Origin of the sequence: Pantoea sp. PNA 14-12, assembly GCF_004364735.1 — a bacterium.
In the GTDB taxonomy this organism is placed as follows: Bacteria; Pseudomonadota; Gammaproteobacteria; order Enterobacterales; family Enterobacteriaceae; genus Pantoea; species Pantoea stewartii.
Map to the genome: position 1 here is coordinate 513,462 of NZ_SOAJ01000004.1, position 14,421 is coordinate 527,882.

The 14,421-nt window shown below is 56.1% G+C and carries 14 protein-coding genes; 5 read left to right on the forward strand and 9 right to left on the reverse strand.

The window, feature by feature from the left end:
• Nucleotides 1-34: 34 nt before the first annotated feature.
• Nucleotides 35-862, reverse strand: a complete 828-nt coding sequence (locus C7434_RS16360; RefSeq protein ID WP_006120756.1) for an arylamine N-acetyltransferase — start codon at nt 860-862, stop codon at nt 35-37.
• A 276-nt stretch (nt 863-1,138) separates the two neighbouring features.
• Between C7434_RS16360 and cysJ the strand changes: the two genes are divergently transcribed.
• From cysJ to C7434_RS16375, 3 genes are read left to right on the forward strand one after another with little or no spacing between them, the layout of a single operon-like run.
• The gene (gene cysJ / locus C7434_RS16365) at nt 1,139-2,941 is read left to right on the forward strand and encodes an NADPH-dependent assimilatory sulfite reductase flavoprotein subunit (protein ID WP_058708943.1); all 1,803 of its coding nucleotides are present in this window, start codon (nt 1,139-1,141) and stop codon (nt 2,939-2,941) included.
• The gene (gene cysI / locus C7434_RS16370) at nt 2,941-4,662 is read left to right on the forward strand and encodes an assimilatory sulfite reductase (NADPH) hemoprotein subunit (RefSeq protein ID WP_133745659.1); all 1,722 of its coding nucleotides are present in this window, start codon (nt 2,941-2,943) and stop codon (nt 4,660-4,662) included. Before cysJ ends, cysI begins: the two co-directional genes overlap by 1 nt.
• Nucleotides 4,659-5,390: a phosphoadenylyl-sulfate reductase gene (locus tag C7434_RS16375; protein WP_006120753.1), complete on the forward strand. Its 732-nt coding sequence runs from the start codon at nt 4,659-4,661 to the stop codon at nt 5,388-5,390. The genes cysI and C7434_RS16375 overlap by 4 nt, the downstream gene beginning before the upstream one ends.
• A 91-nt stretch (nt 5,391-5,481) precedes the next feature.
• Here the strand turns inward: C7434_RS16375 and C7434_RS16380 are convergent, their stop codons facing one another.
• The 6 genes from C7434_RS16380 to C7434_RS16405 all read right to left on the reverse strand — a co-directional run bounded on the left by C7434_RS16380 (nt 5,482) and on the right by C7434_RS16405 (nt 10,281).
• Complete coding sequence (locus C7434_RS16380) at nt 5,482-6,753, reverse strand: alanine racemase (RefSeq protein WP_033739551.1); 1,272 nt, start codon at nt 6,751-6,753, stop codon at nt 5,482-5,484.
• Nucleotides 6,754-6,762: 9 nt separating this feature from the next.
• Nucleotides 6,763-7,500: an amino acid ABC transporter ATP-binding protein gene (locus C7434_RS16385; protein WP_033739676.1), complete on the reverse strand. Its 738-nt coding sequence runs from the start codon at nt 7,498-7,500 to the stop codon at nt 6,763-6,765.
• Entirely contained in the window at nt 7,500-8,141 is a 642-nt protein-coding gene (locus tag C7434_RS16390; protein ID WP_006120747.1) for an amino acid ABC transporter permease, read from the reverse strand. The genes C7434_RS16385 and C7434_RS16390 overlap by 1 nt, the downstream gene beginning before the upstream one ends.
• Nucleotides 8,138-8,875: an amino acid ABC transporter permease gene (locus tag C7434_RS16395; protein ID WP_006120746.1), complete on the reverse strand. Its 738-nt coding sequence runs from the start codon at nt 8,873-8,875 to the stop codon at nt 8,138-8,140. Before C7434_RS16395 ends, C7434_RS16390 begins: the two co-directional genes overlap by 4 nt.
• Before the next feature lie 48 nt (nt 8,876-8,923).
• On the reverse strand, nt 8,924-9,766 hold the full coding sequence (locus C7434_RS16400) for a transporter substrate-binding domain-containing protein (protein WP_133745660.1): 843 nt from the start codon (nt 9,764-9,766) through the stop codon (nt 8,924-8,926).
• 122 nt (nt 9,767-9,888) lie between these two features.
• The gene (locus tag C7434_RS16405) at nt 9,889-10,281 is read right to left on the reverse strand and encodes a RidA family protein (RefSeq protein ID WP_033739549.1); all 393 of its coding nucleotides are present in this window, start codon (nt 10,279-10,281) and stop codon (nt 9,889-9,891) included.
• A 362-nt stretch (nt 10,282-10,643) separates the two neighbouring features.
• On the opposite strand from C7434_RS16405, the gene C7434_RS16410 reads away from it, so the two are divergent.
• Nucleotides 10,644-11,396 (forward strand): IclR family transcriptional regulator, encoded by a 753-nt coding sequence (locus C7434_RS16410; RefSeq protein WP_033739547.1) that lies wholly within the window; start codon nt 10,644-10,646, stop codon nt 11,394-11,396.
• A 43-nt stretch (nt 11,397-11,439) separates the two neighbouring features.
• Here the strand turns inward: C7434_RS16410 and C7434_RS16415 are convergent, their stop codons facing one another.
• The gene (locus C7434_RS16415) at nt 11,440-11,724 is read right to left on the reverse strand and encodes a YciI family protein (protein WP_033739545.1); all 285 of its coding nucleotides are present in this window, start codon (nt 11,722-11,724) and stop codon (nt 11,440-11,442) included.
• A gap of 9 nt (nt 11,725-11,733) precedes the next feature.
• On the reverse strand, nt 11,734-12,744 hold the full coding sequence (locus C7434_RS16420; RefSeq protein WP_006120741.1) for an aminopeptidase: 1,011 nt from the start codon (nt 12,742-12,744) through the stop codon (nt 11,734-11,736).
• 251 nt (nt 12,745-12,995) lie between these two features.
• Here C7434_RS16420 and cysG point away from each other — a divergent pair, with 251 nt between their 5' ends.
• Entirely contained in the window at nt 12,996-14,411 is a 1,416-nt protein-coding gene (gene cysG / locus C7434_RS16425) for a siroheme synthase CysG (protein WP_033739542.1), read from the forward strand.
• The last annotated feature ends 10 nt before the right edge of the window (nt 14,412-14,421 follow it).

Genomic DNA, 14,421 nt, shown 5'->3' on the forward strand with positions numbered 1-14,421 from the left:
AAGCGCATCAGGGCGTTAACCCGGCATAAAACCGTTAACCGTTGTGCGACACGTCGGCGGGAAGACGCGCCACGATTTCTTCGGCGATACCGAAATGTTCAATTAACAACTGATGTTGTTGTGATTGTGACAGCGGCGTGAAGCTTTCGCTTCCGTCCTGGGCTCTTACTACCTGCTCACCTTTAACGATGCCGGTGAGTGTTTCATGACCTGCCCGACGAATCAGCAGTGCACCGTCAAAGCGACTGGTGTTGCGGCTTTTTTGATGGCGCGCCTGAAAGTCAGCGAAGGGGATATTAAGCGCCAGGAGCTGACAATCCAGCCTTGCCCGACCTAACGGCTTCCAGTTAATCAACCAACTGTCGCCCTGCTGATGAACCTGCGTGCCCCAGACGGGATGCGCATACTCCGCCACCTCAAGCGGCAGCGGATGGCCATGAAGCATCGTAGCATCCACCACCAGAGGACGATCGTCGAGGGTGACCAACAGCAGACCATGACCGGGAGAATCGACGGGGGACGGACGCGAGGACAGCATCCTGGAGACACCGAGTTGCGCACGAAATCCCAGTTGCATGAGCAGCGCAAAGAGTGCGCCATGACCGGCCCAGCAGGTGCCGCCGGTGCCAAATTGTAGCCAGTGCGTGAAAAAATCGTCGGCCGTAGTGCCGGGCAACGGTTGGGAAGGAGGATCGTTCGCGAGAATGCGCCGGCGGATAGTGTCGAAGGGCACCTTCTGGCACCAGGCGCGGTAAAGCGCCTGAAGCCCGGCCGCATCTGGGGCAGGGGAGTGATCCAGGCCCAGTTTATCCAGGATTCGCTCTGTCAGCGCAGGCGATAATGCAGTTACTGTCTCAGGCACCCGATCCTCTCGTATCGCCGCTTTGGCAATGCGTTATGCCACGTATTCAGGGCAATCACCCGCCATTAATCAGAGCGGGAAGGATGATTACCTGAGTCTGTTGATGACTGTCAGGATTACCACTTTTAACGATTAATTGTATCTGAAAAACCATTTAGTCATTTTGGTTATTTGATATGTCGAAGGCGTCTTTAATCGTTAATATAGCTGGCTGTACCCTTCTCTCTCTTCCGCCACTATTCGGTCCGGATTTCTGCTACTGGAATTTTTATCGCGATGACGACTCAGGCACCAGGTTCACTGCTTCCGCTCTCTCCGGAGCAACTTGCCCGTTTAGAGGCAGCAACGACAGATTTTTCCACCACTCAAATGGCGTGGCTCTCCGGCTACTTCTGGGGCAAAGTCAATCATGCGCCGGGTCAGGCGGTGGCCAGCGCTCCGGCACAGCCTGAAGCGCCCGCGATTACGCTGCTTTCCGCCTCGCAAACCGGCAACGCCCGTCGGGTGGCTGAACAGCTCCGCGATGACCTGCAGGCCGCAAAGCTGACCGTGAATCTGGTGAACGCCGGCGACTACAAATTTAAACAAATCGGCCAGGAAAAGCTGCTGATTGTGGTGACCTCCACGCAAGGGGAAGGCGAGCCGCCGGAAGAAGCCGTTGCGCTGCATAAATTCCTGATGTCGAAAAAAGCGCCCAAAATGGACGGTGCGGCTTTTGCCGTACTGGGGCTGGGCGACACTTCCTATGAATTCTTCAGCAAGGCGGGCAAAGATTTCGATACACGGCTGGCTGAGCTGGGGGCGGAACGCCTGCTGGATCGGGTTGATGCCGATGTTGACTATGCTGAGCAGGCCAGCGCCTGGCGCAAGGCGCTCACCGACATTCTGAAAGCACGGGTCCCGACGGCCTCGCCCGCACAGGCGGCGGCAACCGTGGCGGGCAGCGTCAATGAAGTGTCCACCAGCCCCTATTCCAAAACGCAGCCCCTCAGCGCGAGTTTATCGGTCAATCAGAAAATCACCGGCCGCGATTCGGATAAAGACGTCCGCCATATCGAAATTGATTTGGGCGATTCCGGTTTGCGCTACCAGCCCGGCGATGCGCTGGGCGTCTGGTATGAAAACGATGCCGCGTTGGTCAGCGAACTGCTGGAGCTGGTGTGGTTAAAAGGCGATGAGCCGGTTGACGTACAGGGCCAGACGCTGCCGCTGGCAGAGGCGCTGCAGAAACATTTCGAGTTAACGGTCAACACCGCGCAAATTGTGGCGCAGTACGCCACTTTATCCCGCAACGATGAACTGCTGTCGCTGGTGGATGACAAAGCTAAACTTCAACAGTACGCGCAACGTTATCCGATTGTCGATATGGTTCGCCTGGCGCCTGCGCAACTGACGGCTGAGCAGCTGACCGGCCTGCTGCGTCCCTTAACCCCGCGCTTGTATTCGATTGCCTCTTCGCAGGCGGAGACCGATACCGAAGTGCATATCACCGTGGGTGCGGTACGTTTTGATATCGAAGGACGGCAGCGCGGCGGCGGCGCATCAACCTGGCTGGCAGACCGTGTTGAAGAAGACGGCGAAGTCCGGGTGTTTATCGAACATAATGATAACTTCCGCCTGCCGGAGAATCCCGATGCACCTGTGATCATGATTGGTCCGGGCACCGGAATCGCCCCGTTCCGCGCCTTTATGCAACAGCGTGATAACGATGGGGCCAGCGGGAAAAACTGGCTGTTCTTTGGCAATCCGCACTTTACGGATGACTTTCTGTATCAGGTTGAATGGCAGAAATATGTTAAAGACGGCCTGTTAACGCACATCGATCTGGCCTGGTCGCGCGATCAGGCAGAGAAAATATACGTACAAGATAAAATCCGCGCGAAGGGTGCGGAAGTCTGGCGCTGGATTCAGGATGGCGCGCACCTGTATGTCTGCGGCGATGCAAATCGCATGGCAAAAGACGTTGAGCAGGCGTTACTGGATGTGGTGGTCGAGCACGGTGCTATGGATCGTGAAACGGCTGACGAATTTTTAAGTGAGCTGCGCATTGAGCGCCGCTATCAGCGAGACGTTTACTAATGACTGAAAAATACCCTGGACCGCTGGTGGTTGAAGGCAAACTGACGGATGCAGAGCGGTTAAAAAAAGAGAGCAATTACCTGCGTGGAACCATTCTTGACGATCTTGAGGATGGACTGACCGGTGGTTTCAGCGGCGACAACTTCCTGCTGATCCGTTTTCACGGCATGTACCAGCAGGATGATCGCGATATTCGCGCAGAACGCGCCGAGCAAAAGCTGGAACCGCGCCATGCCATGATGCTGCGCTGCCGCCTGCCGGGTGGGATTATCACGCCGACCCAGTGGCTGGCGATCGATAAGTTTGCCACCGAGAAAACGCTCTACGGCAGCATTCGTCTGACGAACCGTCAGACGTTCCAGTTTCACGGCATCCTGAAAAAGAACGTCAAACCTACGCATCAGATGCTGCACGAAGTGGGGCTGGATGCGCTGGCGACGGCGAATGACGTTAACCGTAACGTCCTGTGCACCTCCAACCCGGTGGAATCCGCGTTGCATCAGGAAGCCTACGAATGGGCGAAAAAGCTGTCAGAACATCTGCTGCCGCAAACCCGCGCCTATGCTGAGATCTGGTGGGATCAGGAGAAAGTCGCCACAACCGACGAAGAGCCGATCCTGGGGGAAACCTACCTGCCGCGTAAGTTTAAAACCACGGTGGTGATCCCGCCGCACAATGATGTCGATCTGCACGCTAACGATCTGAACTTTATTGCCATTGCGGAAAACGGCAAGCTGGTCGGCTTTAACCTGCTGGTGGGCGGCGGTTTGTCCATTGAGCACGGTAACAAAGCGACCTATGCCCGTACCGCCAGCGAATTCGGCTATTTTCCGGTAGAGAAGATTCTGGACGTCGCCGCGGCGGTGGTTACCACGCAGCGCGACTGGGGCAACCGTACCGATCGTAAAAACGCCAAAACCAAATACACGCTGGAGCGCGTGGGCGTTGACACCTTTAAGGCCGAAGTTGAGAAGCGCGCCGGTGTGACGTTTGAGCCGACGCGCCCTTACGAATTCACTACACGCGGCGATCGTTTCGGCTGGATCAAAGGTATCGACAACAAATGGCATCTGACGCTGTTCATTGAAAACGGCCGTCTGCTGGATTATCCGGGACGTCCGTTAAAAAGCGGCATCGCCGAAATCGCCAAAATCCATCAGGGCGATTTCCGCCTGACCGCCAACCAGAATCTGATCGTGGCGGGCGTGCCAGAAAGCCAGAAAGCGCAGATTGAGGCGATTGCCCGTGAACATGGACTGATGGAAAATGTGACGCCGCAGCGAGAAAACTCAATGGCCTGCGTGGCGTTTCCGACCTGTCCACTGGCTATGGCGGAGGCTGAGCGTTTCCTGCCGTCTTTCGTCACCCGGGTTGAAGCGATCATGCACAATCACGGCGTCGGTGAAGAGCACATCGTGCTACGCGTTACCGGTTGTCCGAACGGCTGTGGCCGTGCGATGCTGGCAGAAGTGGGCCTGGTCGGGAAAGCGCCAGGGCGTTACAACCTGCACATTGGGGGTAACCGTATCGGCACGCGTATCCCACGTATGTATCGTGAAAACATTACCGAACCTGAAATTATCGCCACAATTGATGAGCTGGTAGGGCGCTGGGCGAAAGAGCGCGAGGCCGCAGAAGGCTTTGGCGACTTCGTGATCCGTTCGGGCATCGTTGCTCCGGTGCTGGACCCTGCGCGCGACTTCTGGCAGGAGGCAAAATGAGTATCGATCTTGCAGCACTGAATGCGATGTCGAAGGTCCAGCGCGCGATGGCTCTGGCCGCGACGAATGCCCAACTGGAAAAAGCCTCTGCGGAAGAACGCGTAAGCTGGGCACTGGAAAACCTGCCGGGTGCTTATGTGCTCTCGTCCAGCTTTGGTATTCAGGCTGCCGTATCGCTACATCTGGTCACGCGTGTGCAACCCGATATTCCGGTTATCCTCACGGATACGGGCTATCTGTTTCCGGAAACGTATCGCTTTATAGATGAGCTGGCCGACCAGCTCAATCTCAACCTGAAGGTGTTCCGCGCCGAAACGTCGCCTGCCTGGCAGGAAGCGCGTTATGGCAAGCTGTGGGAACAAGGGGTTGAAGGCATTGAGCAGTACAATCAAATCAACAAAGTTGAGCCGATGAACCGGGCACTGGAAACGCTGGGCGCCCAGACCTGGTTTGCGGGCCTGCGTCGCGATCAGTCAGGCAGTCGTGCCAGTCTGCCGGTGCTGGGCGTTCAGCGCGGTGTGTTTAAAGTGCTGCCGATTATTGACTGGGATAACCGCCAGGTCCATCAGTATCTGCAAACCCATAATCTGAAATACCATCCGTTGTGGGACGAAGGCTACCTGTCGGTGGGAGATACGCACACCACGCGTAAGTGGGAGCCGGGCATGGCGGAAGAAGAAACACGTTTCTTTGGCCTGAAACGCGAGTGCGGCTTGCACGAAGGCTGATGAAGACAGCATAACAAAACGGGCGATTCGGATGAATCGCCCGTTTTGCTATGGGCCGGGTCGCGGCCTCAGCGGTGGAGATTCTCTGCGGTCAGAACGCGGTTTCTACGCTGTCCACGACGCGGTAGTCGTCATCGACCAGCGGAAGATAGCGCCACTTATCAAAAGCGGTACAGGGATGAGAAATACCGCATCCTACCCAGTCGCCCGGCTGAAGGGATTCATCCGCAGGCAGGCGCAGATAGGCATGCTGATCGTTAACCTCGCTGATCGACAGATGCGTGCCGGATCGCGGTGCGCTGCCGTCAGCGGCACGCATCCATAGCGGGACAGGTAAATCCTGATCGAAAGGGACATCGCGTCGGCCAAAGTCCAGCAGCGCCAGTCCCGGTTCCGGACGGGACAGTACGCGTCCCCAGATTTCCAGCGCGGCTTCAAAATAGTGGCCTGAGCCCGGCTGCGCAAAGGGGGCGATACGGGAATAGAGACCGCTGTCGTGTGCCATATACGCACCCGAGCGAATTAAAGGCTGAACCGGTAGCGGCAGCGTGGCCTGGGTAAAGCACGCTGTCACCACATCAAACCAGGCACCCCCACCGGCGCTCAGCAGAATGGTCTCACTCTGAAACAGCTGGCGTTCAGCCAGCAGAGTGGCGGTAGATAACATGACGTTGCAGTAGTGCTGAATTAACGCCACGCCCGCTGCATCACGCGCGGCACCCAGCGCCCCTTCATAGCCCGCGACACCGACAAGCTGCAGGTGGCGACTCTGGGCGATGCGTTCAGCTATCCTCAGCACTTCCTCCTCGGTTCGGCATCCTGTTCTGCCGCCGGGAATCGATACTTCAATCAACACGGCAATGGCCGTATCGCCCAGGTTCTCTTCCAGCAGCGTGATGCCCGCCAGTGAATCCACATAACAGAGAAAGCCGTGGTCAGGATGCTGGCGCTGCCATTCACCGATCCAGCGAATACCGGCAGGATCGACTAACTCGTTTGCCAGAAAGACATTGCGGATACCAAAGTGTCGCAGGGCACGGACCTGAGCGGGCGTGGCGGCGCTGATGCCCCATGCACCGCCCTGACTGACAGCTCGCCGTAAGATGGTCGGTGCCATCGACGTTTTACCGTGCGCCGCCAGCATGACACCTTTTTCGTGACAGAATGCCGCGAGTTGCTGCAGGTTATTCTCCAGTGCGGCCTGTTTCATGACCATCACCGGCGAAAACACCGCTGCGCTGCGCAGGACGTCGGTGCCGATCTCAAGCGGCGCCGCGCCGGTACCGGCAACGGATTTAAAACGGGGCGATGGCTGCGCGGCATCCAGCGTGGCATCCGCGTTTAGCGGAAGACGTAAAGACATAGCGGCTCCTTAATGCTCAAGAACGCGTGACAGAAACTGTTGCGTGCGTGGATTCTGGGGATGCCCGAAAATGGCGTCTGGTGTACCCTGTTCGGCAATCACGCCCTGATCCATAAACACCACCCGGTCGGCGGTTTTGCGGGCAAAGCCCATCTCATGCGTCACCACAACCATGGTCATCCCTTCACGCGCCAGCCCGCGCATGACTTCCATGACTTCGCCGACTAATTCGGGATCGAGTGCGGAGGTCGCTTCGTCGAAAAACATGATTTTGGGCTGTACCGCCAGCGCGCGTGCGATAGCCACACGTTGCTGTTGTCCGCCCGAAAGCTGAGAAGGATAGTGGCCGGCGCGGTCAGCCAGCCCGACGCGCTCCAGCGCGGCCATGCCGCGCGCGTTTGCCTCTGCGACGGAGAGTTTCTGAGCTTTAATCAAGGCCAGCGTGACGTTGCCCAGTGCCGTTTTGTGGGGAAACAGATTGAACTGCTGAAACACCATGCCGACGTGCCCACAGATATCACGACTCCGTTTTTGATCGTGCAGCGGTATGCCGTTAACCCAAATTTCGCCGCCGTCGGCTTTTTCCAGACCGCTCATAATGCGCAGTACCGTACTTTTACCCGAACCGGACGCTCCGATCAGCACCAGAACCTCGCCCGGCGAGACATCCAGACTGATTTCTTTCAGAACCTGAGTCGCGCCGAATGACTTCGTGATCCGGCTCAGGGTAATGGCTGCATTTTTCATCATAACGGGTTCCTGGTTTGCTGGTGTTGCACCCAGCGAGAAAGCGGGTAACAAAGCGCGAAGTAGAGCAGGGCGACCAGACCATAAATCAGCACCGGCTGCCCGATACGATCAACGATGGCCTGGCCCTGATGCATCAGTTCAGACATGCCGATCATGCTGACAATCGAGGTATCTTTGATGAGCGACAGATACTGGCCGACAAGCGGGGGCAAGACGATCCCACGGGTTTGCGGCAGGATAACGCTGGTGAAGGTCTGTCGTCTGGACAGGCCGAGGATCCAGGAAACCTCCCACTGGCCTTTCGGGACCGCCTCAATGCCACCACGAAAGATCTCGGCAATGTATGCGCCCTGATAAATGCTCAGCCCCAAAATGCCTGCGGCAAACAGGTTGATGTCATAGCCAAAATACGCCACGCCAAAGTAGATAAACATCAGCGTGATCAAAACCGGTGTGCCGCGAAACAGCTCGGTATAGATCACCGCAATCTGCCGGGCGACAGGCAGGCGGCTGGTCCGCAAGACGGCGGCCAGAAGGCCAAGCAACGTACTGCCGACAATGGCGGCAACCGACAGCAACAACGTAATTATCAGACCGCGCCACAACAATGGCAGGCTGCTGAGAATCAGTTCGCTCATTGGACCGGCTCCTGTTTAGCGGAAGGTGACAGCATTTTTCTGGCCTGTGACCAGAGCGGCCTTTTTACGGCGACGACCAGCGGTGGCATGAACAGCCGACGTCCCGCAACCGTCCCTAACCACGAGAACAGGTTGCTGAGAAACAGGTAGACCAGCGCGACAACGCTAAAGGTCTGGATGTAGAGCAGCGTCCGGGCGTTAATCACGGTGGCTGTGCCCGTCAGTTCCGGCAGCGCAATCGCTGACAGCAGTGAGGTGCCCAGCAACAGCTGAATCAGGTTATTCACGATAGCGGGCCAGACCGCGCGTGCTGCCTGGGGCATGACCACATTGATAAACATCTGGCGGCGGCTGATGCCCAAAATCCAGGCGGCTTCCAGCTGACCTTTAGGAACCGACTGAATCCCGGCCCGGAAAATCTCGGCCAGATAGGCTCCGACGTTAATGCCCAACGCCAGCACACCCGCCGTAAACGCACTCATGGTGATGCCCAGCGAAGGCAGCCCAAAGAACACGATGAATATTTGCAACAGCACGGGCGTGTTACGGATAAATTCAACATAGCCGTGGCTCAGCCAGCGAACAGGCGCAAAGCGGGCGGCTTTTGCCACGGCAGCCAGCAATCCCAGCGCCAGCGCCAGCATAAACGCCAGCAGCGTCACCTGAAGCGTCAGCAAGGTCGCGGCGAGAAAGGTGTCGGCATACTGCCAGAGTGTCAGCCATTGATAGCGCATAGGAAGCCTCCTTAACAGGACGCAGGACATCACCTGCGTCCTCTCTGGTCAGAACTGCGGATTCAGCGGATAGCGAGGTTTACTGCCAAACCATTTCTGGTAGAGCTGGGCATTCTCACCGGATGCATTAATTTCAAACAGGAACTCGTTGAGGTAGTTCGTCCAGATCTGATCGCCCTGTTTAACACCAAACGCGTTATATTCCAGCGGGACCAGCGCTTCGTTTGTCACTTCCAGCGTCGGATCGAGCTTGGCCTGGTAGGCGAGGAAGTTGTTATCCTCAATCATCGCATCGGCTTGTCCCTGTTTCACCGCCAGGGTAGCGGCCTGAGAAGAGTCATATTCCTGAATTTTCACGTCGATCCCCATGCTGCGTACTTCGTCGCCGTTGGTCGAGCCTTTCACGGTCGCAATGGTTTTGCCCGCCATGTCGTGGGCCGATTTGATCCCGCTCGCTTTACGCACCAGCATGGCTTCACTGGCCACCACGTAGGGCTGAGTAAAGCCAATCTCTTTCGCGCGCGTCAGGTTACGGGTGAAATTACAGAACACGACATCCACTTTGTTGGTTTGCAGATTAGGAATACGGTTAGCGCTGGTGGTATTCACCATTTCCAGTTTGACGCCCATCTCTTTTGCCAGCGCTTTCGCCAGGTCGACATCGTAACCATCCGGATTACCCGCTTTATCGTAAAAACCGAACGGTGCAAAACTCAGGCAATCGCCCACCCGCAATGTGCCGCGCTGAAGAACGGTTTGTAGCGTGGATGGCGGTGCTGCACCTGCGGTTTCGTTTTTATTTTCGGTCGGTGTACAACCGGTCAGCGCCGCGACGGTGAGCAGAGCGGGAAGGAGCCGGACGAATACATTTTGCTGGAAAGTGGTATTCATATTTCTTCTCTCAAATAAAAGAGGGATATCACCAACATTATTAAATAATGTGGCGGGATATTTTTAATTATGGCTTTTCTGTTGGATGCGTTTATTTTTACCAGGCGAATAAACCGCAGCTATTATTTTCGTCCGGCATTAAAACACGTCATATCGACTTCGACTTTACAATCCACAACCAGGTCCTGCACGCTGCAGATTCGGGCGGGCGGATGGTCGTGAAAAAGTTCACTAAACACTTTATTAAATGAACTAAAGTACCGGGCGTCCGTCAGGACCGCCGTCACATGCACCACGTCCTTAATCTGATAACCCGCTTCCCGCATGATGGTCAGGCAGTTTTCAAAGGCCAGCCGAGTTTGCTCAATGATGCCGCCCTCTACGACTTCACCGCCTGTCATCGGTGTTTGTCCGGAGATATAAAGCCAGCCATCGGCTTCGACCGCACGTGCAAAAGGCAGTTTTTGTCCTCCGGTTCCGACGCCGCCTTCCGTACCGTAACGCTTGATAGTCATACTTATGCCCTTAAAATCGTCACCTCGCTTTGTCTGGTATACCGGAATTAAATCTGCAATACCGGATAGGTCGAGATTTGCACAATGTTAATTATTTTGCAATAGCGAGTAACGGGATTATTTTTTAGCATTAACGTATGGCTCACGAATATTTTTTATCAATGATTAGTTTTTTAAATTAAAAGTGATCGATGTCTCTTTTTTTAATTCAGTGTGCGCGTTTTTGGTGCCCCAATAATTAGCATCAGGAGGAAAAAGAAAAGGATGGTTATTGTGCGCGTACTCAGGTAAAACCGTGTTGGCTGTGTATGATGGCGGCCTGAACCGATTTAACGTGGCGATGCCGGTAGGAGAAAAGTGGTATGCAGGAAGATAAACCCGCCAGAGCGCGCGGCGTGGACCGCGTAATTGATATTTTCCGTCAGCTGCATATTGCCCGCCAGCCGATGGCGATGCGCGAACTGATTGAAGCGACCGGTGCGCCGCGTTCCAGCGTTTATGAACTGGTTAATCTGCTGAGTGAGGCAGGGCTGGTTGAACTGGATGCAGAAGGCAGCGTGTATTTTGGCCGCGAAATGCACTATTACGGTGCGGACTACATGGCGCACAATCCTCTGATTCGCCGCGCGCATCAATTAATGATCGAGATGGTTGCTGAGCATGGCGAAACCGTGCAGCTGTGCATGCTGGAAGGCAATAAATATACGGTGGTGCTGTCAGAGAGCAATGCGCATCCTTTCAAAATCACCTCAGACATCGGCGTTAAAATTCCGATTCCCTGGACCGCAACGGGCCGTCTGCTGTTGAGTAACTGGAGTGATGAGGCGATTCTGGCCCTGATCCCCGAGGAGGATTACCGGCTGGCCAATGGTAACGTCTTAGATAAGCAGGCTTTTCTGACCGATATTCATCGGGCGGGCCATCAGGGCTATTCGATGACGGAAGGGCTGTCTGAAAGTTTTACCTGTTGTATGGCCGCCCCGATTCGCGCCCGAAACGATCTGGCCGTGGCCGCGATTTGTTTTATGGTCAGTCGGGATACGCCCGAGGAGCGACGTCAGATGCTGTTAAAAACGCTTATTAACGCGGGGCAAAAGCTGTCTGACTTTACCTGAACCGACAGAAGAGCCTGCTTCTTCTGTCGGTCACACTGACGTGCTAATAACCTTTGAGGACCGCGACTTCATCGGCTGCGCGCGTGATGTTGACGTTAGTGACCTCGTAATGGGCCACCGCAACAAAAGGATCGTCCGCCAGAATGTGATCTAACCGGGCGCGCGGCATTGCTTTGACCATAATCATGCCGCCGGTACGCGGATCCTTTCGGCCCGCAGCGATAAAGTCGCCGCTGTTAAAATGCTGATCCAGCCACGTAATGTGCGGAGCCAGCAGGGCCTCGACGTCCTCAATCGGGCGGAAATAGTTCAGGTAAACGATGTACATCGTAGCGCCTCACACTTTGGGGTTGGTTAGTTCACTCAGTAACGGCAGCAGGACTTTCACACTGTCATGGGTGCGCAGACTGATACGACCGGGCAGCCAGTGATCCAGGAAATCCAGATTGTCGCGGTCGGTCTGATGCCAGGTGGTACCGTCAGGGAAATGCCGGGAACGGCGGCGCTGTTGGTCGCCGTCTTTGCTGCCTGCGTTCCAGTTTCTGGCGGTGACATCCAGTAAGGGAAAACCTGCCGCATCGAAAGGATTGACACCGTGAAAGTCATTTTTCGTGAGCTGACGACTGGCGGCGGAAATGCCAAAACGACGCGCCAGCAGCAGGGCGCGTTCGCTGGTCTGTTTGCGTACGGCACGCGGCGTGTTCATACCGCTGTTGAAATAGAGGTGGTCGCCCGTAATCAAACTGTTGAGATCGATTACCAGCAGCGTATTCTTCTTCTCTTTCTCGCTCATGCGCGCCACATAATCGTCCATGCCATGCAGATGGGATTCGCTGGCGCTGAGCGCCACAAAGCGCACCCCGTAATGAAGCGGCTTATGGCTTAACTGCTTAGCCAGTTCCAGCATCACGCCTAATCCGGAAGCATTATCATCCACGCCTTGCAAACGCAGGCCACCCAGGCCGCGCGCCTGCTCATTGTCGCTGAGTGGAATCCAGGTATCCAGGCTGGCAATTACCAGAATTTCCTGTGGGGCGCTGCCTTCCCGTGCGGCGATCACCGAGGTCGCGGTAAGCTTGCGCCAGCGCGATGTGCCATCACGTTCCTGCCATGTGTAACCCGTATTGAACTGTCGGGTATTGGTTTCAAACCCCAGGGCCGTAAACTGATGTTGCAGGTATTCCGCCGCCATCAACTCGGCCGGGCTGCCGCTCATGCGACCGGGAAAGTACGTTGAGATATGACGGACCTGCTGTTCGGCGAAGTGTCCTGTGAGGTCGGTCAGGGCCTGAGCGCTGAAGATCACGCTGCCACCAAGCAGTGCGGCCAGGCGGAGAAAGGCAAGCATGTCGGGTTCCTTGTGGCTTATTCCTAAAAAGGAGGGGCATTTTTTGTGGCCTAGTATGAAACTGTGATGCTCATTACACAATTTGAATCGTCCTGAAAGGCCTGTAGGATCATCCGCTAAGCACATTTTGTTCTGAGCTTTTCTTTAGCGTTATTCCATTCGGTAACATCTCATTCCAATTCGTAATTTCATCTCAATTCACCAGGGAACGTATAGTCGCGATAACGCATCGTAACAACACCAGGGTTAACGTGGATTATTTGCCTCTTTTTGCCGATCTCGCGGGTCGACCTGTACTGGTCGTGGGCGGGGGAGATATCGCGGCGCGCAAGATTGAATTGCTGCGTCGGGCGGGGGCGCGCATTCAGATTGCCTCACGCGAGCTGTGCCCGGAGTTACAAACCTTACTGGATGAACAGCAGCTTGAATGGCTGGCGACGGCTTTTGAGCCTGCACAGCTAGACAAGGTGTTTCTGGTCATTGCCGCGACCGACGATAACGCGCTGAATGCGCAGGTTTATGACGAGGCCAATGCCCGCCATAAACTGGTCAATGTCGTCGACGATCAGCCGAAATGCAGTTTTATTTTCCCCTCCATCGTAGACCGCTCACCGCTGGTGGTGGCGATCTCCTCCAGCGGGACGGCACCGGTCCTTGCCCGCATGTTACGTGAAAAGCTGGAAACGTTGCTGCCGTCTCATCTGGGCCAGATGGCCGAGCTGGCGGGGCAGTGGCGTGACAAAGTCAAAGCCCGCTTCAGTCGCATGTCCGATCGCCGCCGCTACTGGGAACGGATCTTTAACGGCCGCTTTGCCAGTCAGATGGCAACAGGCGATGTTGAGGCCGCCAAAGCGACGCTGGACAGCGAACTGGGCGATCAGCCGCCCCGGCAGGGCGAGATTATCCTTGTCGGTGCCGGGCCGGGCGACAGCGGTCTGCTGACGCTGCGCGGGCTGCAGGTGATGCAACTGGCCGATGTGGTGCTCTATGACCATCTGGTCAGTGAAGAGGTGCTGGATCTGGTTCGACGCGATGCCGACCGTATCTGCGTGGGCAAGCGTGCCAGCGCGCATCTGTTACCGCAGGACGAAATCAACCAACTGATGGTGCAGCTGGCGCAGAAAGGCAAGCGCGTGGTGCGGTTGAAAGGCGGCGATCCGTTTATCTTCGGCCGCGGCGGCGAAGAGTTACAGGCCGCCCAGCAGGCGGGCATTCCGTTCCAGGTCGTGCCTGGCGTTACCGCTGCCGCTGGCGCAACCGCCTACGCCGGTATCCCGCTGACGCACCGTGATTACGCGCAGAGCGTTCTGTTTATTACCGGTCACTGTCGGCCGGACAGTGATGACATTGACTGGCCGTCCCTGGCGCGCGCGCGACAAACGCTGGCGATTTATATGGGTGCGATGAAGGCCGCCGAAATCAGTCGACAGCTTATTCTCCATGGACGCGCGGCGTCGACGCCGGTGGCGGTAATTGGCCGCGGCACCCGGTCCGACCAACAGGTTCTGACCGGCACGCTTGAACATCTTGAAACGCTGGCAGCGTCAGCGCCTTCCCCGGCCCTGCTGGTGATTGGGGAAGTGGTTAATTTACACGGGCAACTTGCCTGGTTTCAGCATTCGGCACAGCAGGGGGCTCGTGAGTCCGCCGTTGTCAATCTGGCTTGAGAGGAAAAAC